22 protein-coding genes are annotated in these 24,446 nt (G+C 38.4%); all 22 read left to right on the top strand.

Annotated features, from left to right (window positions below):
- Window positions 1–103 precede the first annotated feature (103 nt).
- The gene (locus tag GLW08_RS01320; RefSeq protein ID WP_160846791.1) at window positions 104–4,396 is read left to right on the top strand and encodes a PolC-type DNA polymerase III; all 4,293 of its coding nucleotides are present in this window, start codon (window positions 104–106) and stop codon (window positions 4,394–4,396) included.
- A 212-nt stretch (window positions 4,397–4,608) separates the two neighbouring features.
- Window positions 4,609–5,085 carry a ribosome maturation factor RimP gene (rimP, locus tag GLW08_RS01315; RefSeq protein ID WP_160846790.1) on the top strand — a complete coding sequence of 159 codons (477 nt, stop codon included), beginning with the start codon at window positions 4,609–4,611 and terminating at the stop codon, window positions 5,083–5,085.
- Between the two features lie 15 nt (window positions 5,086–5,100).
- Window positions 5,101–6,216: a transcription termination factor NusA gene (nusA, locus tag GLW08_RS01310; RefSeq protein WP_160846789.1), complete on the top strand. Its 1,116-nt coding sequence runs from the start codon at window positions 5,101–5,103 to the stop codon at window positions 6,214–6,216.
- Window positions 6,217–6,228: 12 nt separating this feature from the next.
- On the top strand, window positions 6,229–6,507 hold the full coding sequence (gene rnpM, locus GLW08_RS01305) for an RNase P modulator RnpM (RefSeq protein ID WP_160846788.1): 279 nt from the start codon (window positions 6,229–6,231) through the stop codon (window positions 6,505–6,507).
- The gene (locus GLW08_RS01300) at window positions 6,500–6,811 is read left to right on the top strand and encodes a L7Ae/L30e/S12e/Gadd45 family ribosomal protein (RefSeq protein ID WP_160846787.1); all 312 of its coding nucleotides are present in this window, start codon (window positions 6,500–6,502) and stop codon (window positions 6,809–6,811) included. The genes rnpM and GLW08_RS01300 overlap by 8 nt, the downstream gene beginning before the upstream one ends.
- Window positions 6,812–6,815: 4 nt before the next feature.
- Window positions 6,816–9,011, top strand: a complete 2,196-nt coding sequence (infB, locus tag GLW08_RS01295) for a translation initiation factor IF-2 (protein WP_160846786.1) — start codon at window positions 6,816–6,818, stop codon at window positions 9,009–9,011.
- A complete protein-coding gene (locus GLW08_RS01290; RefSeq protein WP_160846785.1) occupies window positions 9,008–9,286 on the top strand; it encodes a DUF503 domain-containing protein in 279 nt (92 codons plus the stop codon). Before infB ends, GLW08_RS01290 begins: the two co-directional genes overlap by 4 nt.
- A 33-nt stretch (window positions 9,287–9,319) precedes the next feature.
- On the top strand, window positions 9,320–9,676 hold the full coding sequence (gene rbfA / locus GLW08_RS01285) for a 30S ribosome-binding factor RbfA (protein WP_160846784.1): 357 nt from the start codon (window positions 9,320–9,322) through the stop codon (window positions 9,674–9,676).
- 151 nt (window positions 9,677–9,827) lie between these two features.
- On the top strand, window positions 9,828–10,739 hold the full coding sequence (gene truB, locus GLW08_RS01280; protein WP_160846783.1) for a tRNA pseudouridine(55) synthase TruB: 912 nt from the start codon (window positions 9,828–9,830) through the stop codon (window positions 10,737–10,739).
- A gap of 27 nt (window positions 10,740–10,766) precedes the next feature.
- Window positions 10,767–11,708, top strand: a complete 942-nt coding sequence (locus tag GLW08_RS01275) for a bifunctional riboflavin kinase/FAD synthetase (RefSeq protein ID WP_160846782.1) — start codon at window positions 10,767–10,769, stop codon at window positions 11,706–11,708.
- A 131-nt stretch (window positions 11,709–11,839) separates the two neighbouring features.
- Window positions 11,840–12,109: a 30S ribosomal protein S15 gene (gene rpsO / locus GLW08_RS01270; protein WP_036816460.1), complete on the top strand. Its 270-nt coding sequence runs from the start codon at window positions 11,840–11,842 to the stop codon at window positions 12,107–12,109.
- Between the two features lie 136 nt (window positions 12,110–12,245).
- Window positions 12,246–14,366, top strand: coding sequence for a polyribonucleotide nucleotidyltransferase (pnp, locus tag GLW08_RS01265; protein WP_160846781.1), 2,121 nt, complete (start codon window positions 12,246–12,248; stop codon window positions 14,364–14,366).
- A gap of 915 nt (window positions 14,367–15,281) precedes the next feature.
- Window positions 15,282–16,247, top strand: a complete 966-nt coding sequence (locus tag GLW08_RS01260; RefSeq protein WP_160846780.1) for a polysaccharide deacetylase family protein — start codon at window positions 15,282–15,284, stop codon at window positions 16,245–16,247.
- Between the two features lie 32 nt (window positions 16,248–16,279).
- Window positions 16,280–17,497, top strand: coding sequence for a M16 family metallopeptidase (locus tag GLW08_RS01255; protein WP_160847847.1), 1,218 nt, complete (start codon window positions 16,280–16,282; stop codon window positions 17,495–17,497).
- A gap of 75 nt (window positions 17,498–17,572) precedes the next feature.
- Window positions 17,573–17,809 (top strand): YlmC/YmxH family sporulation protein, encoded by a 237-nt coding sequence (locus tag GLW08_RS01250; protein ID WP_036816469.1) that lies wholly within the window; start codon window positions 17,573–17,575, stop codon window positions 17,807–17,809.
- A gap of 696 nt (window positions 17,810–18,505) precedes the next feature.
- A complete protein-coding gene (dpaA, locus tag GLW08_RS01245; RefSeq protein WP_160846779.1) occupies window positions 18,506–19,402 on the top strand; it encodes a dipicolinic acid synthetase subunit A in 897 nt (298 codons plus the stop codon).
- Window positions 19,402–19,992: a dipicolinate synthase subunit B gene (locus GLW08_RS01240; protein ID WP_160846778.1), complete on the top strand. Its 591-nt coding sequence runs from the start codon at window positions 19,402–19,404 to the stop codon at window positions 19,990–19,992. The genes dpaA and GLW08_RS01240 overlap by 1 nt, the downstream gene beginning before the upstream one ends.
- 95 nt (window positions 19,993–20,087) lie before the next feature.
- Window positions 20,088–21,143: an aspartate-semialdehyde dehydrogenase gene (asd, locus tag GLW08_RS01235; RefSeq protein WP_160846777.1), complete on the top strand. Its 1,056-nt coding sequence runs from the start codon at window positions 20,088–20,090 to the stop codon at window positions 21,141–21,143.
- 22 nt (window positions 21,144–21,165) lie between these two features.
- A complete protein-coding gene (gene dapG, locus GLW08_RS01230; RefSeq protein WP_160846776.1) occupies window positions 21,166–22,386 on the top strand; it encodes an aspartate kinase in 1,221 nt (406 codons plus the stop codon).
- A gap of 22 nt (window positions 22,387–22,408) precedes the next feature.
- Window positions 22,409–23,272: a 4-hydroxy-tetrahydrodipicolinate synthase gene (gene dapA, locus GLW08_RS01225; protein ID WP_160846775.1), complete on the top strand. Its 864-nt coding sequence runs from the start codon at window positions 22,409–22,411 to the stop codon at window positions 23,270–23,272.
- Between the two features lie 135 nt (window positions 23,273–23,407).
- Window positions 23,408–24,142 carry a ClpP family protease gene (locus GLW08_RS01220; RefSeq protein ID WP_160846774.1) on the top strand — a complete coding sequence of 245 codons (735 nt, stop codon included), beginning with the start codon at window positions 23,408–23,410 and terminating at the stop codon, window positions 24,140–24,142.
- The gene (locus GLW08_RS01215) at window positions 24,139–24,363 is read left to right on the top strand and encodes a YlzJ-like family protein (protein WP_160846773.1); all 225 of its coding nucleotides are present in this window, start codon (window positions 24,139–24,141) and stop codon (window positions 24,361–24,363) included. The genes GLW08_RS01220 and GLW08_RS01215 overlap by 4 nt, the downstream gene beginning before the upstream one ends.
- Window positions 24,364–24,446 lie beyond the last annotated feature (83 nt).

Below are 24,446 nucleotides of genomic sequence, written 5' to 3'. Positions count from 1 at the left end.
TAAGCTAGTAAATATAGTTATTCCTATGGCAGGAAAATAGTAGGTACCTTCTTTTGAAGGTACCTCTTTGCTTGCACGTTCTTGACAACAGGGGAGGATATGTATGCAAGACATGTCACAGAAAGAAAAAATGCAGTTGCTTTTAAAACAAATTGAAATGCCTGAAGATCTTGTAGGAACTCATTTTCAGGATAGTAAACTTACTAAGCTTGCTGTCCATAAACAGAGTAAAGAGTGGCATTTTTATTTCTACATTCCAACTGTATTACCACCGGATGTTTATGGAGTTTTCACTTCAAAATTACATGAATCTTTCCATCACATTGCAACAATTAATTGGACGATCGAAACGGACCATAAGACTTTAGATAAAGATAGTGTCTGTGATTACTGGCTTCAATTCATTAAATCTATTCCAGATTTATCGCCCGCTTATAAAGACTTGTTACATGAACAGCGACCGGAAGTAGAAGGAAATAAATTAATTCTACATGCGCGAAATGATGCGGAAGCTCATGCACTTAAGAAAAGGCTGCAAGAACCTTTTCAAGCCTATTGCCAACGAATAGGTGCCTCTATCTACATGCTTTCAGTTGAAGTAAGAGAGAATGTAGAGGACATGGAAAGATTCAGAGAACAAAAGGCTAAAGAAGACCAAAACCTGGTACAACAAGCGGTTATTGATCGTGAGAAATCCAAAGATGATGATGAGGTTCTTCATGAAGGACCACTATTAATTGGATATAATGTGAAAGATGATCCAGAGCCAATTGAGAACATTCAAGAAGAAGAAGGAAGAATGGTCATACAAGGACATGTCTTTGAGGTGGAATTAAAAGAATTACGCTCCGGGCGTCACTTATTGATGGTGAAAATTACTGATTACACCGACTCGATTCAAGTGAAGATGTTCTCCCGAGGAGATGAGGATGTCGAAAAATATCAACGCTTAAAAGAAGGCATGTGGGTAAAAGCACGAGGGCGAATTCAAACGGATAATTATACCAATGAGCTAACGATGATGGCAAATGACATTAATGAAGTTAAGCCAGCTGTTCGTAAGGATGAAGCTCCTGAAGAAGAAAAACGTGTTGAGCTTCACGCTCATACAACAATGAGTCAAATGGATGCAACAGTATCTCCTCAGAGGTTAATTAGCCAGGCAGCAAAGTGGGGACATAAAGCAGTTGCTATTACGGATCATGCTGTTGTTCAAGCTTATCCAGAAGCTTATAATGCCGGACAGAAAAATGGAATTAAGGTGTTGTATGGTGTTGAAGCCAATATTGTAGATGATGGTGTTCCAATCGCATACAATGAGCAGGATCGAGATCTTGCTACGGGTGAGTTTATTGTATTTGACGTGGAAACAACCGGTCTATCTGCTGTTTATGACACAATCATTGAATTAGCTGCTGTTAAGATAAAAGATGGGGATATTGTCGATCGTTTTGAATCTTTTGCAAATCCACATCAACCATTATCACAAACGACTACAGATTTAACAGGTATTACAGATGATATGGTTAAAGATGCCCCTGATCCAGAGAAAGTGGTTAATGATTTTCGTGACTGGATGGCTGATGGAATTCTAGTAGCTCATAATGCAAGTTTTGACATGGGCTTTTTAAATGCTGGATTTAAACAAATTGGTTTTGAAAAATGTACAAATCCGGTTATTGATACACTAGAGCTTGCACGTTTGCTGGTTCCTCAATTAAAGAATCACCGTTTAAATACGTTATGTAAGCACTTTGATATTGAACTAACCCAACACCACCGTGCAATTTATGACGCAGAGGCAACAGGTTATTTGTTATGGAAACTAGTTAAAGAAGCACGAAATAAGGACATTTATAATCATTTAGATTTAAATAAGTATATGGGGGAGGGCAACGCTTATCAACGTTCACGCCCTTTCCATGCAACTCTTTTAGCTCAAACAGACGAAGGTCTTAAAAATATTTATAAGCTCGTATCCATGTCTCACGTGGATTACTTTTATCGAGTGCCACGTATTCCGCGCTCAGTGTTAAAAAAGTATCGAGAAGGAATCTTAATTGGTTCTGGTTGTGATAAGGGTGAAGTATTCGAAACGATGATGCAAAAATCTCAAGATGAAGCAGAGTCTATTGCGGAATTTTATGATTATATAGAAATCCAACCCCCATCCAATTACAACCATTTAATTGAAAAGGATCTTGTTCATAATGAGGCACACCTTTTTGATATATTGAAAAATCTGGTTAACATGGCGGAACGAATTGGAAAGCCAGCTGTCGCTACAGGAAACACGCATTATATCGATGAGCATGAAAAACTGTATCGTCGAATTTTGATTGCTTCCCAAAGTGGTAACCCATTAAATCGTCAAACCCAACCAGATGTTCATTTTAAAACAACTTCTGAAATGGTTGATGCCTTTTCTTTCCTAGGTGCTGATAAAGCTAAAGAAGTTGTTGTAACAAATCCTCAACAAATCGCTGACAGCATAGAGGATGTTAAGCCAGTCAAAGATGATCTATATACACCAAATATTGACGGTGCAAACGATGAAATGAAAAATATGACCTACAATAAGGCAAAGAGTATATATGGTGATCCATTACCTAAGCTTGTTGAAGAGCGTATAGAAAGTGAATTAGAAAGTATTATTGGGAATGGTTTTGCGGTAATCTATCTTATATCACAAAAACTTGTAACCAAATCATTAAATGACGGGTATCTTGTTGGCTCACGTGGTTCCGTGGGATCGTCCTTCGTAGCTACCATGACTGATATAACGGAAGTGAATCCACTGCCACCACATTATGTGTGCCCAGAATGTAAGAAGTCAGAGTTCTTTACTGATGGTTCAGTAGGCTCTGGTTTCGACTTATCTGAAAAAGATTGTCCAGATTGTAGTGTCCCATATATAAAGGATGGACAAGATATTCCGTTTGCAACGTTCTTAGGGTTTAAAGGAGATAAAGTTCCAGATATAGACTTGAACTTCTCTGGAGAGTACCAACCTCAGGCTCACAACTATACCAAAGTATTGTTTGGTGAAGATAAGGTATATCGTGCAGGAACGATTGGTACGGTTGCTGAAAAGACAGCTTATGGATTTGTCAAAGGATACGCTAGTGATCATGAAATCCAATATAAAAACGCTGAAGTCGATCGTCTTGTACAAGGTTGTACAGGTGTGAAGCGTACAACTGGACAACACCCAGGTGGTATCATTGTTGTACCAGATGATAAAGAGATTTATGATTTTACACCTATACAGTATCCTGCCGATGACAAAACATCAGAGTGGAGAACCACGCATTTCGATTTCCACTCCATTCATGACAATTTATTAAAACTAGATATTCTAGGTCATGATGACCCGACCGTGATTCGCATGCTTCAAGACCTTAGTGGTATAGACCCTAAAACTATTCCTACAGATGATGAGGAAGTTATGAAAATCTTTAGTGGTCCTGATGTACTTGGTGTTACAGAAGAACAAATCATGTGTAAAACAGGAACACTAGGTGTGCCAGAGTTTGGTACTCGTTTCGTAAGGCAGATGCTAGAGGACACAAAACCAGCTACGTTTGCTGAACTTGTGATTATTTCTGGACTTTCCCATGGTACTGATGTATGGCTTAACAACGCAGATCAATTAATTAATGATGGTATATGTACTTTACCTGAGGTTATTGGTTGTCGTGATGATATTATGGTTTACCTGATGCATCAGGGGCTTGAGCCATCTATGGCCTTTACTATTATGGAATATGTTCGTAAAGGTCGAGGTTTAAAAGATGAATGGATTGATGCCATGAAGAAAAATGGTGTACCTGATTGGTATATTGAATCATGTAAGAAAATTAAATACATGTTCCCTAAAGCTCACGCTGCAGCATATGTTCTTATGGCCGTACGGATTGCATACTTTAAAGTGCATTATCCAATATATTTCTACGCTGCTTATAACACAGTCCGAGCTAGTGATTTTGATATTGATACTATGGTGAAAGGCTCTGAACCGATACGAAAACGTATTGAAGAAATTACCCAAAAAGGGTTAGATGCTACTCCGAAAGAAAAAAGTTTGCTAACCGTTTTAGAGTTATCGTTGGAAATGACTATGAGAGGGTATTCATTCCAGCATGTCGATTTGTACCGCTCAGCTGCTAGCGAATTTCTTGTTGAAGGAAACACTCTAATCCCTCCTTTCAATTCTATTGATGGACTCGGAACAAATGCAGCCTTAAACATTGTAAAGGCAAGGGAAGATGGAGAATTTTTATCCAAAGAAGATTTACGCGAACGTAGTCGTATTTCGAAGACAGTGCTCGAATATCTTGATCAGCATGGATGTCTACAAGGATTACCTGATAAGAACCAGCTATCTCTTTTTTAAGCTGATATCCTGTGATTACTTGCTAAAATCAGCATTCTATGGTATATTTTTGTTGGTATTACAAAAGATACGTACTAGTAGAAAGAGTGGGGCAACCCACTCTTTCGTATTACTATCAAATGTTTCTGCCGACGAATTTCCCTGCTGCTTACAGCAGGGAATTTTACGTCAGGCTTAACTGTCGTTATGATTTGTAAAGGAGGGAATTCATAATGGGTAACAACGATATAAAGAAAACAACAGAAACTCTTGTTCAGCCTATCTTAGAAGACATGAATCTTGAGCTAGTAGATATCGAATTTCAAAACGAAGGGAAAAACTGGTATTTACGAGTTTATGTTGATAAAGATGGTGGTGTGGAAATCGAAGAATGCGGCCAGGTTAGTGAAAAACTTAGCGAGAAATTAGATGAAGAAGACCCTATTAACTTCCCTTACTTTTTAGAAGTGTCTTCACCTGGCGCAGAACGTCCGTTAAATTCGAAGAAAGATATGGAGAAGCATGTTGGACATCATGTTCACATGAAATTATATGAGCATATTGATGGAGAGAAAGAACTTGAAGGCAAGCTTATCTCATTTGAGGATGAGGTAGCTACCATAGAAGTAAAAGTTAAAGCTAAAACGAAGAAAGTTGAAGTACCTTACGAAAAAATCGCCAAAGCACGTTTGGCAGTAAGCTTCAATTAGAAGGGGGATTAAACGTTGAGTAGTGAGCTTTTTGAGGCCATTGATTACTTAGAAAAAGAAAAAGGAATTGATAAGGATCTTTTAATGGAAGCATTAGAAGCAGCCTTGATTTCCGCTTATAAAAAGAATTTCAAATCTGCTACCAATGTCCGTGTTGATATAGATGAAACTACTGGAGGCATGCATGTATATGCAAGGAAAACAGTAGTAGAAGAGTCCATGGATCCAAATCAAGAAATCTCATTAGAGGATGCCAAAGAGGTGGATCCGAACTACGAAATAGATGATGTGATTGAAATTGAGGTAACACCGAAGGATTTTGGACGTATCGCGGCTCAAGCAGCAAAACAGGTCGTAACACAACGCGTACGTGAAGCAGAACGTGGCGTTATTTTTAGTGAATATGTTGATCGTGAAGAGGACGTTATGACTGGGATTATTCAGCGTAAAGATAACCGATTTACGTATGTGAATCTTGGTAAAGTGGAAGCTCGTCTACCTGTAGGAGAGCAAATGCCTACAGAAGAATACCATGTTCATGATCGTCTTAAAGTATTCGTAACGAAAGTTGAAAACACAAACAAAGGTCCTCACATTTATGTTTCTCGTACACATCCAGGCTTATTAAAGAGGTTATTTGAAATGGAAGTACCTGAAATTTATGATGGAATTGTAGAGATAAATTCAGTTGCACGAGAAGCAGGCGATCGTTCTAAAATTTCAGTTTATGCACCAGATCCGGAAATTGATCCAGTAGGTTCATGTGTTGGTCAACGCGGTCAGCGAGTACAAGCCATTGTAAATGAACTAAAAGGCGAAAAAATTGACATTGTCCAATGGTCAGATGACCCAGTTGTATATGTTTCGAACGCATTAAGTCCTGCTAAAGTAGTAGAAGTACAAGTTGATGAAGAAGAAAAAGCAACGACAGTTATTGTACCTGATCATCAACTGTCACTAGCTATTGGAAAGCGCGGTCAAAATGCACGTCTGGCTGCTAAATTAACAGGCTGGAAAATTGATATAAAGAGTGAGTCTGAAGCGATAGAAGATGGAACGCTTGACCCAAACAAAACAAAAGAAGAATCTGAAGCAACTTATTCTGAGATCGATGAAGATCCGTTTGAATAAGGAGGTCTTGGGATGGCACGTAACAAAAAAACGCCTTTAAGAAAATGTATTGTTACTAAAGAAATGATGCCTAAACAACAGTTAATACGCGTCGTCCGAAATAAAGAAGGAGACGTCTTTATTGACAAAACGGGAAAGCAGAATGGACGCGGAGCTTATTTAACTAAGGATGCTTCCGTTATCGAAACAGCCCGCCAAAAGAATATCTTAGCTCATCACTTAAAAGCAAAAGTAGATGAGGATATTTATAACCAGTTACTGAATGTTGTAGAGGAACAACCAGATGAGTAGCTATCTCAACATGGTAGGCTTAGCTTTTCGGGCGGGAAAGTGTACTTTAGGAGAAGAAGCCATCGTTCGAGACATTCAAGCAAAACGAGCATATCTAGTTTTAATTGCACATGATATTGGAGCGAGTACGAATAAGAAACTAACTGATAAGTGTCGCTCATATGAGGTGACCTTTCGAGAAGTAGATGATCGAGACACCCTCTCAAGTGCAATTGGAAAAACGGGTAGAGTAGCGATAGCTATAACAGATCGTGGTTTTGCAACAAAAATCACATCGATGCTCGACGAATCTATTCGGGGGTGAACGTATGAGTAAAATGCGTGTATATGAATATGCAAAAGAAAAGAATGTTCAAAGTAAAGATGTTATAAATAAGCTTAAAAGCATGAACGTGGAAGTTACCAATCATATGTCAACTATCACAGACGATACGAAGACAAAGTTAGATCAAATGTACAATGGTGGGTCTAATAAACAAGGTAATGAAGGTAACAATAATAATCAACAGAGAAACAGTCAAAACACTAATAAAAGCAATCAAAATCAAAGTCAACAAAATAATCGCAACAACCAAAGTCAGAGTAATGACAAGTCTAGAAATAACAACAATAAGCCTAATAATAGCCAAAACCGAAACCAAAATAAGAATCAAAACAAAAATCAGAACCGAAATCAAAACAATAACCGCAATAAAAATAAAGGCAATCAGAAGTCAAATAATAGACGTCCTGCAAAAACACAAACACACACACCAGATAAAATTACGTATGCAGGAAGCTTAGCTGTTTCTGAATTAGCATCTAAGCTTCATAAAGATTCTTCTGAGATTATCAAGAAGCTTATGTTTATGGGTGTTATGGCTACAAAAAACCAGGATTTAGACCCAGAAACAATTGAATTAATTTGTGATGAATTTGGTGTGGAAGTGGAAGAAGAAATTATCGTCGATGAAACGGATTTCGAAAACTACATTACTGATGATAACCCAGAAGATTTAGTTGAACGCCCTTCAGTAGTTACCATCATGGGGCACGTTGACCATGGTAAAACAACTCTACTTGATTCCATCCGTAAAACTAAGGTTACAGCAGGTGAGGCTGGTGGAATTACACAGCATATCGGTGCTTATCAAGTAGAAGAAGATGGTAAAAAAATCACTTTCCTTGATACTCCTGGCCACGCAGCATTTACAAGCATGCGTTCACGTGGTGCTCAAGTAACGGATATAGCTATTTTAGTCGTTGCTGCTGATGATGGTGTAATGCCTCAAACAATTGAAGCTATAAATCATGCTAAAGCTGCTGAAGTACCTATTATAGTGGCTGTTAACAAAATGGATAAAGAAGGTGCAAATCCAGATCGCGTTAAGCAGGAATTAATGGAATATAACCTAGTTCCTGAAGAATTTGGTGGAGAGACCATCTTTGTTCATCTATCAGCTGTCAAAGATGAAGGTCTTGATAACTTGCTAGAAATGATTGTTCTTGTATCTGAAGTTGAAGAATTAAAAGCCAATCCTAACCGCCTTGCAATGGGTACTGTTATTGAGGCTGAATTGGATAAAGGTCGTGGGTCTGTAGCTACCTTACTGGTTCAAAACGGTACCTTAAACGTTGGAGATGCTATTGTAGTGGGGAACACATTCGGTCGTATTCGTGCTATGGTAAATGACCTAGGAAAACGTGTGAAAACAGCCCCACCATCAACACCAGTAGAAATAACTGGACTAAATGGTGTGCCTAATGCTGGTGATCGTTTCGTAGTGTTCCAAGACGAGAAAAAAGCTCGTCAAGTTGGTGAATTACGTCAACAACGTCAAATTGAAGAAAACCGCGGTGAGAAATCCAAAGTTAATCTAGATGATTTATTTGAGCATATAAAACAAGGTGAGATGAAAGATCTTAACATTATTATTAAAGCTGACGTTCAAGGTTCAGCTGAAGCATTAGCTTCTTCCCTACAACAAATTAATGTTGAAGGTGTAAATGTTAAAATCATCCATACGGGTGTAGGAGCGATTACGGAATCTGATATAATCCTTGCATCTGCTTCCAATGCGATTGTAATTGGATTTAATGTTCGCCCTGACGCCAACGCGAAGAAAACCGCCGAGACCGAAGATGTGGATGTTCGTCCACACCGTATTATTTATAAGGTGATTGAAGAAATTGAATTTGCAATGAAAGGTCTATTAGACCCTGAATACCAGGAGAAGATTATCGGTCAAGCAGAAGTTCGTGAGATCTTTAAAGTATCTAAAATTGGTACCATCGCAGGAAGCTATGTAACAGAAGGTAAATTATCTCGTAATGCAGGCATCCGTGTTATTCGTGATGGTATCGTACAATTCGAGGGAGAAGTCGATACACTAAAACGTTATAAAGATGACGCTAAAGAAGTTGATAAAGGGTATGAATGTGGTGTTACCATTAAGAACTTCAATGATTTAAAAGAAGGTGACACGTTAGAAGCCTTTATCATGGAGGAAATTAAACCACAATGATAGCTTCTTTAGAAGTTGAATGTTTAATCTATGATGCACACTCTTTAAAAGATAAAAGATCTGTGATCAAACGGATTCTAACAAGATCACATAACGAGTATAATGTTGCTGTCAGTGAACTAGATTTTCAAAATCTATGGCAGCGAACATTACTCGGTTTTGTGACAATTTCAAGTGACAAAGTTCAAGCAGAAAAAGAAATGAATCGAGTCCTTGCTCTAATTGATTCTTTTCCTGAGATTGAACGTACAACTACAAACGTGGAATGGCTATAGAAGTGCTCCCTCCATCTAAAGAGGTGAATGAAAATGAGCGATTTGAGAGCGAATCGAGTTGGAGAGCAAATGAAGAAAGAATTAGGGGATATTATTGGTAGAAAAATGAAGGATCCCCGTATTGGGTTTGTCACTGTTACGGAAGTTAAAGTAACAGGAGACTTACAGCAAGCAAAAGTCTATATTTCTGTACTAGGTGATGAAAAACAAAAACATGATTCCCTACTGGGACTTGCAAAGGCAAAAGGGTTTATTCGTTCTGAAATTGGAAAACGAATTCGTCTTCGCAAAACTCCGGAAATTATGTTTGAATTTGATGAAGCAATTGAACATGGTAATCGGATTGAAGCAATCATCCAAGATTTAAATGATACGTCAGAAGACGAATAAATGGTAAAAAGGATAGACGTACAAGGTCTATCCTTTTTATACATTTCAGACACACGAGTATTTTGTGTAAATAAGCTATTTGATTGTTAATATTCAAAGTACATAAGTTTTTACATAAAACCACTAAGTAGATAGAATGGAGGAGATGGGAATGGATGGTATCCTCCCATTATGGAAGCCAACAGGCATTACCTCACATGATTGTGTGATGAAAATAAGAAAGCTATTACATACAAAAAAGGTCGGACACACTGGTACGTTAGATCCAGATGTCGAAGGCATGTTACCAATTTGTTTAGGGATGGCCACTAAGATCTCTTCATATGTTACCGAATCTGAGAAAGTTTATGAAGCAACTCTGAAATTAGGCTATTCCACTGAAACAGAAGACAATGAGGGTGCAGTAGTTGAGAGAAAAAAGGTTGACGATTCTATATCTCCTAATGATATACAAAAAGCCCTCCATAAATTTGAGGGAACTATTACACAAGTACCACCTCTTTATTCAGCAGTAAGAGTCCAAGGGAAACGGTTGTATGAGTATGCAAGGGAGGGAATTTCTGTAGAGAGACCTTCAAGAACTGTAACTATATACAACATTGAGTTGATTTCAAATCATATTGAACGAGAGGAAGAAACAGCTTCCTTCCGCATCCGTATTACTTGTTCAAAAGGGACATATATTCGTACACTTTGTGTTGATATAGGAAGAGCGCTTGGCTACCCAGCACATATGTCTTATCTAGTGCGTACTGCCTCAGGATCTTTTGAAAAAGAGGAAGCTGTAACGTTCGAGGAGTTAGAAAAAGCAATTGAGGAAAACAACCTCAATGGTTTTCTAAAACCAATGGAAAGAGGGGTTAGGCACCTAAGCCATCTTCATATACCTCCTGAGGATGAAAAGAAGGTGTATCATGGTACTGTATTTCCAAAGCCTAATCCAATACCAGAAACGAATCCTTTTTGTATGATGAATGAGAAAGAGCAAGTGCTGGCTATCTATCAAATTCATCCAGATAAACCTCACTTGATTAAACCTGTACGTGTATTCCAATACGAATAGTCTTAGCTAAAAGAAGGTGAATATAAAGTGGATATCCAAGAATTGCAATATCCCCATACTCATTCTAAAAATGATTTTCCTGAATCAGTTGTTGCAATTGGCTATTTTGATGGTGTGCATAAAGGTCATCAAAAAGTGATTCAAACAGCAATCGACTTGGCAAACGAGCAAGGTAGAGAAAGTGCCGTAATGACCTTTCATCCACATCCTTCAGTTGTATTGAAAAAAAACAAACAACAAATTGAATTAATTACCCCTCTAGAAGATAAGCTGAACCTGTTAGAACAAATGGGTGTTGATCGAGTGTTCCTTGTTACTTTCGATGAAGACTTAGCTGGTCTGTTACCACAAGAATTTGTTGATTATTTTTTTATTGGCTTAAATGTTCAACATGTCGTTGCTGGATTCGATTTTTCTTATGGGAAGATGGGCAAAGGATCAATGGAGACATTACCGTTTCACTCAAGAGGAGCATTTAGTCAAACAGTAGTACAAAAGGTCGAATCAGAAGATGAAAAGGTAAGTTCATCCTATATAAGAGAAGAGCTACATCAAGGGAATGTAGGTTATATATATAATTTATTAGGTCGCTATTATACAATTAAAGGTACTGTAGTTAAAGGTGATCAGCGAGGACATACAATCGGATTTCCTACAGCAAATATAGAACGGAAAGATGCTTATATATTACCCCAAGTAGGTGTTTATGCTGTAAAGGTCCAAATAGGAGATACAATTTGGAATGGGATGGCTAACATAGGTTATAAACCTACTTTTTCCGATTCTACAGAAAAGCCAGCTGTTGAAGTTTATGTATTTGACTATGAAGGTGATTTGTACGGACAGGAATTAGTCGTTGAATGGCGAAAGTTCATTCGAAATGAGACAAAATTTGATGGAGTACATGCGTTAATCGAACAATTAAACCAAGATGAGAAAGAAATCAGATCTTTTTTTAATGATAATTAACTCATCCCCTTGCATTTTGTCCAGAAAAGATGTACCCTAGTAAACGTATGACATTAACCTTCGCTTGGCAAGTCGAAATCACCGGCGCTTGCTAGGGGATAGGGGATGTACTTTATAGGAGGTGAACATGGATGGCAATCACACAAGAACGTAAGAATGAAATTATCAATCAGTTCAAGACACATGCAAACGATACTGGATCTACTGAGGTTCAAATCGCTGTCCTAACTGAAAAAATTACGAAACTAAACGAGCATTTACGTATGCACAAGCAAGATCACCATTCTCGTCGTGGTCTTCTTAAAATGGTAGGTAAACGCCGTAACCTTTTAACTTATCTTCGTAATAAAGACGTAACTCGCTATCGTGAACTTATCAAACAGCTTGGCCTACGTCGTTAATTTAGAACAAAGCGGGAGTATTTCCCGCTTTTTCTATACCAAATTATTGATTTTCTACATAAGACATCTCTTATGACAGAACATATATTTTAATTAAAAAAATTGTAGATTTATCTCGAGAGGAGTACAAGTACAAATGGCTGAAGAAATACAAAGTTTCTCCATAGATATCGCTGGACGCCAACTAAATATCGAAGTTGGCGAACTAGCTAAGCAAGCAAATGGTGCTTGCATGGTTCAATATGGTGACACGTCCGTTTTATCTACTGCAACAGGTTCTAGTGAACCAAAGGACTTACCATTTTTTCCATTAACAGTGAACTATGAAGAACGACTATATGCAGTTGGTAAAATCCCTGGCGGCTTTATTAAACGTGAGGGGCGTCCGAGCGAAAAAGCAACATTAGCTTCTCGTTTAATTGACCGTCCGATTCGTCCACTATTCCCTGATGGTTACCGTAATGATGTACAAGTTGTTAGTACAGTAATGAGTGTAGATCAGGATAATTCTTCTGAAATGGCTGCTATGCTTGGTTCATCACTATCCTTAAGTATCTCAGATATTCCATTTGGTGGACCAATTGCTGGTGTGGTTGTAGGTCGTATCGATGGAGAATTTATCATTAACCCAACAGTCGAGCAACAAGAGCAAAGTGATATTGAGCTTACAGTTGCTGGTACAAAAGATGCTGTGAACATGGTTGAAGCTGGAGCTGAAGAAGTTCCAGAAGATATTATGTTGGAAGCCATTATGTTTGGGCATGAGGAAATTAAACGTCTTGTAGCTTGGCAAGAAGAGATAGTTGCTCAAATTGGAAAAGAGAAGATGGAAGTTCAATTATTTGAACCAGAAGCAGATCTTGTTGCAGAAGTTGAGAGCAAAGCGAAGGATGCCCTTGTAAAAGCAATCCAAACAGAAGAAAAGCATGCTCGTGACGAGGCGATTTCAGAAGTTAAGAAAGATATCGTAGCTCAATACGAAGCTGATGAAACAGAAGCTGAAAAGATAAAAATGGTTGAAGCTGTTTTAGATGGAATTGTTAAAGGTGAAGTAAGACGCCTTATTACAAAAGAAAAAGTACGTCCAGATGGTCGTCAGCCAGATAAAATCCGACCTTTATCATCTCGAGTAGGTGTTCTCCCACGTACTCATGGTTCTGGATTATTTACTCGTGGACAAACTCAAGCATTAAGCATATGTACACTTGGCGCTCTTGGTGATGTTCAGATTTTAGATGGACTAGACTTAGAAGAGTCTAAGAGATTTATGCACCATTATAATTTCCCTCCTTTCAGTGTTGGTGAAACAGGGCCTATGCGTGCCCCAGGTCGTCGTGAGATCGGACACGGAGCACTAGGAGAACGTGCACTTGAACAAGTAGTTCCTTCTGAAAAAGACTTCCCTTATACAATTCGTCTGGTATCTGAAGTTCTTGAGTCTAATGGATCTACTTCTCAGGCAAGTATTTGTGCCAGTACATTAGCTATGATGGATGCAGGTGTTCCGTTGAAATCTCCTGTAGCCGGTATTGCGATGGGTCTTGTTAAATCAGGTGATGATTACACGGTATTAAGTGATATCCAAGGCATGGAAGATGCATTAGGAGATATGGACTTTAAAGTAGCAGGTACTGCTCAAGGTGTAACTGCACTTCAGATGGATATTAAAATAGAAGGTCTTTCTCGCGAGATTTTAGAGAATGCTTTAAGTCAGGCGAAAAAAGGTCGTATGGAAATCCTAAATCATATGCTTGAAACGATTGGGGAGCCTCGTACAGAGCTATCTCAATACGCACCTAAAATTATGACAATGGCTATTAAGCCAGATAAAATTCGTGATGTTATTGGGCCTAGCGGTAAGCAAATTAATAAGATCATTGAAGACACTGGTGTTAAGATCGATATTGAGCAAGATGGTACCATCTTCATTTCTTCTACAGATGCAGCAAGCAACGAATATGCTAAGAAAATAATCGAAGATCTTGTACGTGAAGTTGAAGTGGGGCAGATGTATCTAGGTACGGTTAAACGTATTGAGAAATTTGGTGCGTTTGTTGAAATCTTTAAAGGAAAAGAAGGCCTTGTTCACATTTCCCAAATTGCAGAGGAACGTATTGGCAAAGTAGAAGATGTACTAGCCATTGGAGATGAAATCCTTGTTAAAGTTAAGGAAATTGATAATCAAGGAAGAGTTAACCTTTCTAGAAAAGAAGCACTACAAGAGCAAAAGAAAAATGAAGAAAGTAAGGAAGAATAAGAAGAAAAGAAGCTGGATATCCAGTTTCTTTTTTTGCTTTTACACCAATTGATTGAAGAATTTGTGTTGAGCTAGGATATATTCTGTACTAGTTATTCAAACTATCGAGACATAATCTTGAAGACCTGAAGTTGAGATAAATTTGGTGATCGCACAGAAAGAGCGATGTTTCCGTAGATTTAGTTATAATAAAGGTGGCCGTGGAACAACTCGCGTCCTGCCAGCGAGCTGGCAAGCCTCCTCGAGCCCAAAAATCGGGGCTCTGTGGGGATCTTGCCTACCTCTTTCTCCGGCGGGAGTCTCCTTGTTCCACGGCCACCTTTGCTAGTATTGGGAGCAACGGAAATATTGCGAAGTTAGAGAGGTTGAGGTATTTGAATATCTTCTGACGGTCTACACCCTAGTAAGTTCTAGTATCACAATTGGTTCTTAACAAAAAATTATGTGGCAAGAAAGCTAATGGACATTAGTTCGCTGTTTGTAAAAAATAAAGTTTTATTTGTCCATAAGATCTACCCAAAGAGGGTTTTCACTAAAAATAAGAGCTTATATATCCTTTCGGCAGACATACAACATTTGGCCGCGGGTCCGATAGCCATTACCCGGCTAGGGGGGGAAGGGGAGAGGGAACAAAGCGACTGAGAAGGCTCACCAGCTCGACCGCAGGAAAGCGAGTTGCTTCACCGTAACCCCCTTCCACGTTTCAAATATCGGACCCATTACCTTTTGAATATATCTCGAATCCAAGTCTACAAGCTAATGGGGCTTATACGGAATAACTAACATAGGGTTGTTATAATTCTCAACAGAATTGTATCAACAGGAGTAAGGACATTTTTTAGTTACGGAAGATATTTCTTAACCTGTCATACCTTGTCCCCAATATACATACGATTTCTATAAGGGGGGAGTAAAATGAGACGTAGATGGGCTCCATTACTTGTTTTCGCTTTAATGGTGGTGATTTCATACGGAACATTCCAAAATCCATTTTCACAGGATTTTTTTTCAACAATTAAGGAAACCAGTGTGCCAGTTGCAAAACCTTCTGAGGATGAACTTTGGAAAGAAATTGAACAGAAAGCCAAGGATTATGAAGAGGCAGCACAAAATGCTACAATTGACAAAGTATGGAAGAAGATGCCTGGTCTAAACGGTATTAAAGTAGACGTTGAGAAGTCATATGAAAATATGAAGGAAAAAGGAACTTTCAATCCTTCCTTACTTTCTATGAAACAAACTCATCCTGAGGTCAGTATATCTGATCTTCCAGCTGCACCAATCTATAGGGGGCATCCGGACAAAGCTATGGTTGCCTTAAACATAAACGTATCTTGGGGGGAAGAATACATACCTAAGATGTTGAACATTTTGAAAGACCAAGATGTAAAGGCTACATTTTTTATAGAGGGTAAATGGGCTAATAGGCATTCTGATTTAGTGAAAATGATTCAAGAACAAGGTCATGTTATTGGGAACCATGCTTATAATCACCCTGATATGAGTCGTTTGCAAGCAGAACAGATTCAGAAGCAAATTGTTCAAACGAACGATATATTAAAAGCCATTACTGGGAAGAAGCCAACCCTTTTTGCTCCACCAAGTGGTAGTTTTTCTGATGAAGTTGTGAAGGTTGTTGATGAGCATAGGATGGAGACAATTCTATGGTCTGTGGACACCATTGATTGGAAAAAACCTTCTAAGGATGTCTTATTACAACGAGTTATCCCTAAATTACACAATGGTGCTTTCATTTTAATGCATCCAACTCAGTCTGCTACTTCCGCTTTAAACGATTTAATTTTGAAAATAAAAGAAAAAGAATATAAAATTGGTACAGTAAACAATTTATTAAATGAAAAAAGGTTACTCACGAATTAGTAGTAAGGCTAGCATAGACTAGGAGGATAATGTTGATTAAAAAATATACATGTTCGAATGGTTTACGGATGGTACTAGAAGAAATCCCTAATGTACGTTCCGTTACCATTGGTGTGTGGGTTTTGTCAGGTTCTCGTAATGAAAATGAGCAAAATAATGGCATTTCACACTTCATAGAACACATGTTCTTCAAAGGGACAAAAACTCGTTCAGCACGTGATATTGCAGAGAGCTTTGACTCCATTGGTGGTCAGGTTAACGCATTTACTTCAAAGGAATACACGTGCTATTACGCTAAAGTGCTTGATACGCATGCACATACAGCGTTAGATATATTAGCAGATATGTTCTTTCATTCAACGTTTGATCAAGAAGAAATGGACCGCGAAAAAAAGGTTGTTTTAGAGGAAATTAATATGTATGAAGATACACCTGATGATATTGTTCATGATGTATTGTCTAAAGCTACATATGGAAATCATCCTCTTGGCTATCCTATATTAGGGACTGCCGAAACCTTAAAGTCCTTTACTCCTCAAGCTTTGAGAGATTATATGGACAAACAATATAAGCCTGAGAACGTTGTGATTTCTATTGCAGGTAACGTGGATGAATCTTTCTTTAAAGATGTGGAGGCTTACTTTGGGTCTTACACAAGTAGTCAAGAATCAGATTCATATGAAACACCCATTTTTCTTCCGGAGCACATTCACCGTTATAAAGATACAGAACAAGCTCACTTATGCCTAGGTTATGATGGGTTAGCCGTTGATAATGAGGCAATCTATAGTCTCATTGTATTTAATAACGTACTAGGGGGAAGTATGAGCTCTCGTCTTTTCCAAGAAGTGAGAGAGCAAAGAGGATTAGCTTACTCTGTGTTTTCCTTCCATAGCTCACATTTGGATAATGGCCTGTTAACTATTTACGGGGGTACAGGTAAAGATCAACTTCCTGTTCTGCAGGAAACTATCGAACGCACTATACAAGACTTCACCAATAGTGGCTTAACAGAAAAAGAACTTTTGAATAGTAAAGAACAGTTAAAAGGAAATATCATGTTAAGCTTAGAAAGTACGAACAGTCGTATGAGTCGTAATGGTAAGAACGAATTGTTATTGAAACGACATCGTTCTCTTGATGAAATGGTCACTCAAATTGATGCGGTGACACATGAGTCAGTAAACAGTGTCATAGATAACGTATTCAAAAATGGTCAATCATCTGCCATTATTTCTCCAGAGTCATAGGCATTCACTCTTGAATAGCATTACTCATACACCTTCCTATCTTTTCATATAGTAATAAAAAGGGGGCGGTGCTAGTTGAGATATCGCGCATTGAGTGGAAAAGAGATAGTTGATGTGAAACACGGAGCACGTTTAGGGGTATTAGGTCAAACTGACTTAGAAATTGATAAAGATACCGGCCACATCCAATCGTTTCTTATACCAAGTTATAAATGGTTTGGTATGAAGAAAGAGGGAGATGAAATACGGATTAGGTGGTCAGATATTAAAAAAATCGGCGAAGATATGATTATTATTGATCCAAAAGAGTAGATATCACATCTGTAACATGGCCAAGTTATTTAGGTATGAAATGGTCCGACTAAATTACATCAACCTACTACAAAGTCATTATTAGAAGGAGAGCTTGGAGATTTTCCAGGCTCTTTTTTTATTGTCTAGTGTACTATAAAATGTACTATAAAAAAGTTGACCTGTGTATAACGTAATAAGTATAGAGGTGACGCCTAGCTCCAGTGCCCAGCCACTAGTATGCTTCCCTCCCCTCTGTACGATAATTTAACATCGAATCGCTACCGCTCTCCGTTTTTCCTTTATCTCATACGCAAGGAAGCTCTGGGATGATGGAGGTTCGTTAAGACCGCTGCATCGTGCAGCAACATCGAACCAACCCACGCCCTGTGGGGAGAAGTTTGTACATAGCTAGGGGCTGCTTGCGCTTATCTTTATTTCTTTTTCCTGGGTTGAGGGTTTGTATGGTGTTAGAAATTGTAAAAATCCAAAACAAATGCCTGAGGTAGGAAAGGCTCGATACTTAAAAAAGTATTTCCAGCTAATGCATCTTTAATGAAGGAAAGTAGTAATTCAATGTTATGTAACTATTGCACATACATACTAAACAGAGGAGTAGGCTGTGCATTTAATATAGGACATTCACCTTTTGCCAAGGTAGTCATAGGATATGAGAGAATCCCATGAGTTATATAGGTGTAAGGTGAGGTGAAATGAATGTTGACCGGTTATTCAATAGCTATTCTAGGTGGCGATGCTCGTCAACTTGAAGTGATTCGAAGATTGATTGAATTAGATGCTACTTTACATTTGATAGGGTTTGATCAATTGGATCATGGTTTTACGGGAGCGAAGCAGGAAGCATTAGATGATGTGGATCCAAAAGAGCTAGATGCGATGATTTTACCTGTACCGGGTACAAATTTACAGGGAGAGATTGATACCATTTTTTCCAATCAGTCTATTCAACTAACGAAAGAATGGTTGGAACAAACTCCTGAACATTGTTTGTTGTTTACTGGAATAACGAACAATTATTTAACGAATTTGACACAAGAGACAAATCGTACATTAATACCGTTGTTCGATCGAAATGATGTTGCGATATACAATTCAATCCCTACGGTTGAGGGAACAATTATGATGGCTATTCAACATACAGATTTTACCATCCATTCTTCCACAATTTTTGTTTTAGGACTTGGAAGAGTAGGCATGAGCGTCGCTCGTACTTTCGCTTCTTTAGGTGCAAAAGTGAAGGTAGGAGCACGAAAGTCAGAAGATCTGGCACGAATTCATGAAATGAGTCTCGAGTCTTTCTCTATTAAAGACTTGAAACAGCATACCCATGATTGTGATATTTTGATTAATACGATACCAGCGCAAGTGGTTACAGCAGCAGTTATTCAAAACATGCCGAACAGAACATTGATTATAGATTTGGCCTCTAAACCAGGTGGTACTGATTTTCGTTACGCTGAAAAAAGAGGAATTAAAGCGTTGTTAGCACCAGGCCTGCCAGGCATTGTTGCTCCGAAAACAGCAGGGAGCATTTTGGCAAATGTGATTACTCAGGTGTTAATTGAAGAAATAGGGGAAAGGGGTAATGAGTAATGTCTTTAAAAGGTAAAGTGATTGGGTTTGGTCTGACAGGGTCTCATTGTACGTATTCAGAAGTATTCCCTCAAATGGAAAAGTTAATGGAAGCAGGTGCAACTGTTGTACCAGTTGTTTCCTATACAGTTCAAAAAACGGACACATATTTTGGGGATGCAGCAGATCATTTAAAGAAGATTGAAGAAATTACTGGAGAAAAATTAATAAGTACGATTCCTGAAGCAGAACCACTAGGTCCAAAACGGCCTTTAGATTGCATGGTAATCGCTCCATTAACCGGAAATTCCTTAAGTAAAATGGCTAATGCATTAACAGACTCCCCCGTGTTGATGGCAGCTAAAGCAACATTACGTAATCAAAATCCAGTTGTTTTAGCAGTATCTTCGAATGACATTTTAGGACTGAATGGTCAAAATCTTATGCGCTTGATGGCGACCAAAAATATTTTCTTTGTACCTTTTGGTCAAGATAACATTGTAAAGAAACCAAATTCTATGGTTGCTGACATGGAGAAAATCCCTGAAACCATTGAAGCAGCTCTTCAATTTAAACAAATCCAGCCTGTTATTATTGAAAGATCTAGCTAAAATGCGACTTGAAGGTATCACGTTTTTTTAAGTATATGATACAATGAGGTTTACTAATATAAAGAATCAAACGTGAGGAGAAGGGAGAAACAATTATGGCTGAACAAAAGAATTATCATGTAGCAATCGTTGGAGCAACAGGGGCTGTAGGTCAAAAGATGCTTGAGACATTAGAAGATCGTAACTTCCCTATTGAAACCTTAACGTTATTATCATCAAAACGATCCGCAGGTAAAACGGTTCGTTTTCAAGATAAAGAAATTACAATACAAGAAGCAACTCCAGAAAGCTTTGAGGGCGTAGACATTGCTTTATTTTCTGCTGGTGGATCGATTTCTAAACAACTTGCACCAGAAGCGGTTAAACGTGGAGCAGTTGTAGTAGACAATACAAGTGCATATCGTATGGACCCTAACGTACCACTAGTGGTACCAGAGGTGAATGAAGTAGATATAGCAAAACATCAAGGAATCATTGCCAATCCAAACTGCTCCACTATTCAAATGGTGGCAGCACTTGAACCTCTTCGCCATGCATACGGATTGAAGCGTGTCATTGTATCCACGTATCAAGCTGTTTCAGGTGCAGGGAATGAAGCAAGTGATGAATTACGGAATCAAAGTGAAGCATTTTTAAAGGAAGAAACGCATACACCTGAGATTTTACCAGTAAAAGGTGATGAACACCATTATCCAATTGCTTTTAATGCTCTTCCACAAATTGATAAATTCGAAGAAAATGGATATACCTTTGAAGAAATGAAAATGATTAATGAAACAAAAAAGATTATGCATTCTGATGAGTTGCATGTTGCGGCAACATGTGTGCGTCTACCTATCTTTACTTCTCATGCAGAAAGCGTATATATTGAAATTGACGATGAAAACGTAAATGTAGAAGAATTACAGAGCGAATTAGCTAATGCACCTGGGTTAACGCTAGAAGATGATCCTGCTAATCAAGTGTATCCAACACCATTAAATGCGGAAGGTAAGCGTGATGTCTTTGTTGGTCGTATCCGTAAAGATTTAGATCAGCCAAATGGTTTCCATCTTTGGGTAGTTTCTGATAATCTACTTAAGGGTGCTGCATGGAACTCCGTGCAGATTGCGGAAAGTATTATTAAGAATGAATGGTTACAAAAGAAATAAAGATGAACGATGAGGTGTCAGCATGAAGATTCTGGTTCAAAAATTTGGAGGAACCTCCGTTCGTAACGAAGAAGGGCGTAAACAAGCAATTACGCATGTAAAAAATGCTGTTACAGAAGGATATAAAGTTGTGGTGGTAGTGTCAGCAATGGGCCGGAAAGGTGACCCTTATGCTACCGATACATTACTAGATTTAATTCAGTATCCACATCACCATGTTTCCAAGCGTGAGGAGGATTTACTTACTTCTTGTGGAGAAGTTATTTCTTCTGTGGTTTTTTCAAACGAACTGAATGAAGAGGGACTCCGCTCGCAAGCTTTAACAGGAGCACAAGCTGGATTCGTTACTAGTGATGACTTTACGGAAGCAAAGATTAAAGAAATGAATCCTGACCGCATATTCGAAGAATTTCAGTCAACAGATGTAGTCGTTGTAGCAGGTTTTCAGGGGCAAACGGCCACTGGGGAAACCACTACAATAGGTCGTGGAGGTAGTGATACTTCAGCAGCGGCTCTTGGTGCAGCTTTACAGTCAGAATACATCGATATTTTTACCGATGTCGAAGGGATTATGACAGCAGATCCACGCCTTGTGGAAGCAGCACGCCCACTTGCTATCATGACTTATAATGAGATTGTGAATCTTGCCTATCAAGGAGCTAAAGTTGTTCATCCACGAGCGGTGGAAATTGCCATGCAAGCAAAAGTTCCTATGCGAGTACGCTCAACTTACAAGGATGATTATGGGACACTTGTCACAAATTCCAGGAGTGATGGAAAGGGAAAAGATATTCCAGACCGTCCCGTAACAGGGATAGCACATCTTTCTGGTGTTTCACAAATTAAAGTCCATGCTAAGGATGAAGACTACCAATTGCAATCGGAAGTGTTTAAATCCATGGCAGAAGCTGGTATCTCTGTAGACTTTATAAACATATCTCCTAAGGGAGTTGTTTACACAATACCAGGAATGTTTACAGAAAAAGCCAAAGCTATTCTGGAAGATATTGGTTACGAACCTGAAATCTCTTATAACTGTGCAAAAGTATCAACGGTTGGAGCAGGAATTACAGGAGTCCCTGGTATTGCTGCGAAGATTGTTCATACGTTAACGAATGAGGGCGTGCAAATTCTTCAATCTGCAGATAGTCACACCACAATTTGGGTATTAATAAAAGATGAAGATCTAGTGAAAACCGTTAATGCCTTACACAAAACATTTGAACTTGAACTTGGAGAATAAATATAGAAAGGAGTAGGATGCCATGAATTTTGGTAGAGTACTCACTGCTATGGTTACCCCGTTTGATAACGGTGGAAATATAGATTTTGATAAAACAACTAAACTTTTACAACATTTAATTGAACATGGCTCGGACGGTCTTGTAGTAGCCGGTACTACGGGGGAATCACCAACATTGACCGCTGAAGAAAAAATTGCTTTATTAAATCATGTTGTGAAAATTGTAGATAAACGAATTCCAGTTATTGCTGGTACTGGTAGCAACAATACCCATGCTTCCATTGAATTAACAAAAAAAGCAGAGCAAACAGGTGTAGATGGAATCATGTTAGTGGCTCCGTATTACAATAAACCTACACAAGAAGGCCTTTATCAACATTTCTCAACAATTGCAGCTGAAACAAAACTTCCCGTTATGCTTTATAACATACCTGGACGTTCTGTGGTCACGATGGAAGTGGATACAATTGTTCGCCTTTCTGAAATTCAGAATATTGTATCCGTTAAAGATGCAGGTGGCGATTTAGATGCAATGACAGAAATGATTTCAAAAACAAGTGATGACTTTTCTGTTTATAGTGGAGAAGATACGTTAACGTTACCTTCCTTTTCAATTGGTGCCGCAGGAATAGTTTCTGTATCTGCTCATGTGATTGGTAATGAAATGCAAGAGATGCTTCAAGCTGTTGAAGATGGTGATGCGGCTAAAGCATCTAAACTTCATCAACAGTTACTTCCTGTCATGAAAGGTTGCTTTATGGCTCCTTCACCTTCACCTGTGAAAACTGCCTTGCAGCTAAAAGGTGTCGATGTAGGTGGCGTACGATTACCATTATTACCACTAACAGCAGATCAACGTTCTACCTTATCACAACTGTTATGTTAAGTGAATGTCTAGAGCTTCCCTTTAAGGGAAGCTCTTTTTAGCTTGTTATTACTCTAATTTCATTCTGTTTTCTAAGTATGCTTCTTGTTAAATAGTTCATACTACACTTAAAGCTATGTAAAAGGAGCGATTCAGATGAGAAATGAGGAAGAACCGAATAAAGAAGGACAAGAAGACCAAAGTCAGGCTAAGGCATTGATGCAAAAGATTCAACAGCTAGGACAAAGTCAAGTAGCGCAGGCACCTGACTCCAATATTCATATATTACCTATCATTGGGCAAATAGAGGGACATGTTCAATTACCACCAAAGAATAAAACAACGAAGTATGAGCACCTTATTCCGCAAATTATTGCCATTGAACAAAACCCTAAAATAGAGGGCTTAATTGTTTTACTTAATACAGTAGGGGGAGATGTAGAAGCAGGTTTAGCAATATCAGAAATGATTGCATCTCTTTCAAAACCTAGTGTCTCCATTGTACTTGGCGGGGGACATTCTATTGGAGTACCAATTGCTGTTGCTACTGATTATTCGTTTATTGTAGAGACAGCGACAATGACGATACATCCTGTTCGCATGAATGGATTAGTAATTGGTGTTCCACAAACATTTGAGTATATGGAGAAAATGCAAGAACGAGTACTAGACTTTGTTACAGCGCATTCTAATATTAATGAAGAGAAATTAAAGGATTTAATGTTTGCAAAAGGAAATTTAACACGAGACATAGGAACAAATGTAATTGGTGATGATGCAGTGAAGTATGGCTTAATTAATGAAGTAGGTGGAGTAAGTCACGCAATGAAGAAGTTAAAAGGAATGATTGACGCTAATAAAGACCAACAATCTGAAGGGCTGATTCAATGATTCATTACACACCTTTAAGTGAATTTGATATTTATGAGGATGACCCATCTAGCTATGAAAACAACAAAATAGTCTCGATTAAAGGTAGAACAATGAAGGTACAGAAAATGAATGATGGAAATTTTCAAATCCTTCAATTGATCTCCACAGATCCTCAAGACTATTTAGATACAGATTTCATTCCTGGTACAATCCTCTCAATGCAAGATTTTCAGGAGTGATAGTGTATTTATAAACCTCGTGCTTGTGATATAATAAATTGGAGAGCAGCCGTATGGGCTGCTTTCTCTAATGGGAGCAGAGG

The sequence above is a fragment of the Pontibacillus yanchengensis genome (genome assembly GCF_009856295.1).
In the GTDB taxonomy this organism is placed as follows: Bacteria; Bacillota; Bacilli; order Bacillales; family BH030062; genus Pontibacillus; species Pontibacillus yanchengensis_A.
The sequence above is the reverse complement of the archived record's forward strand: the minus strand, read 5'-3'. Positions and strand labels throughout refer to the sequence as shown.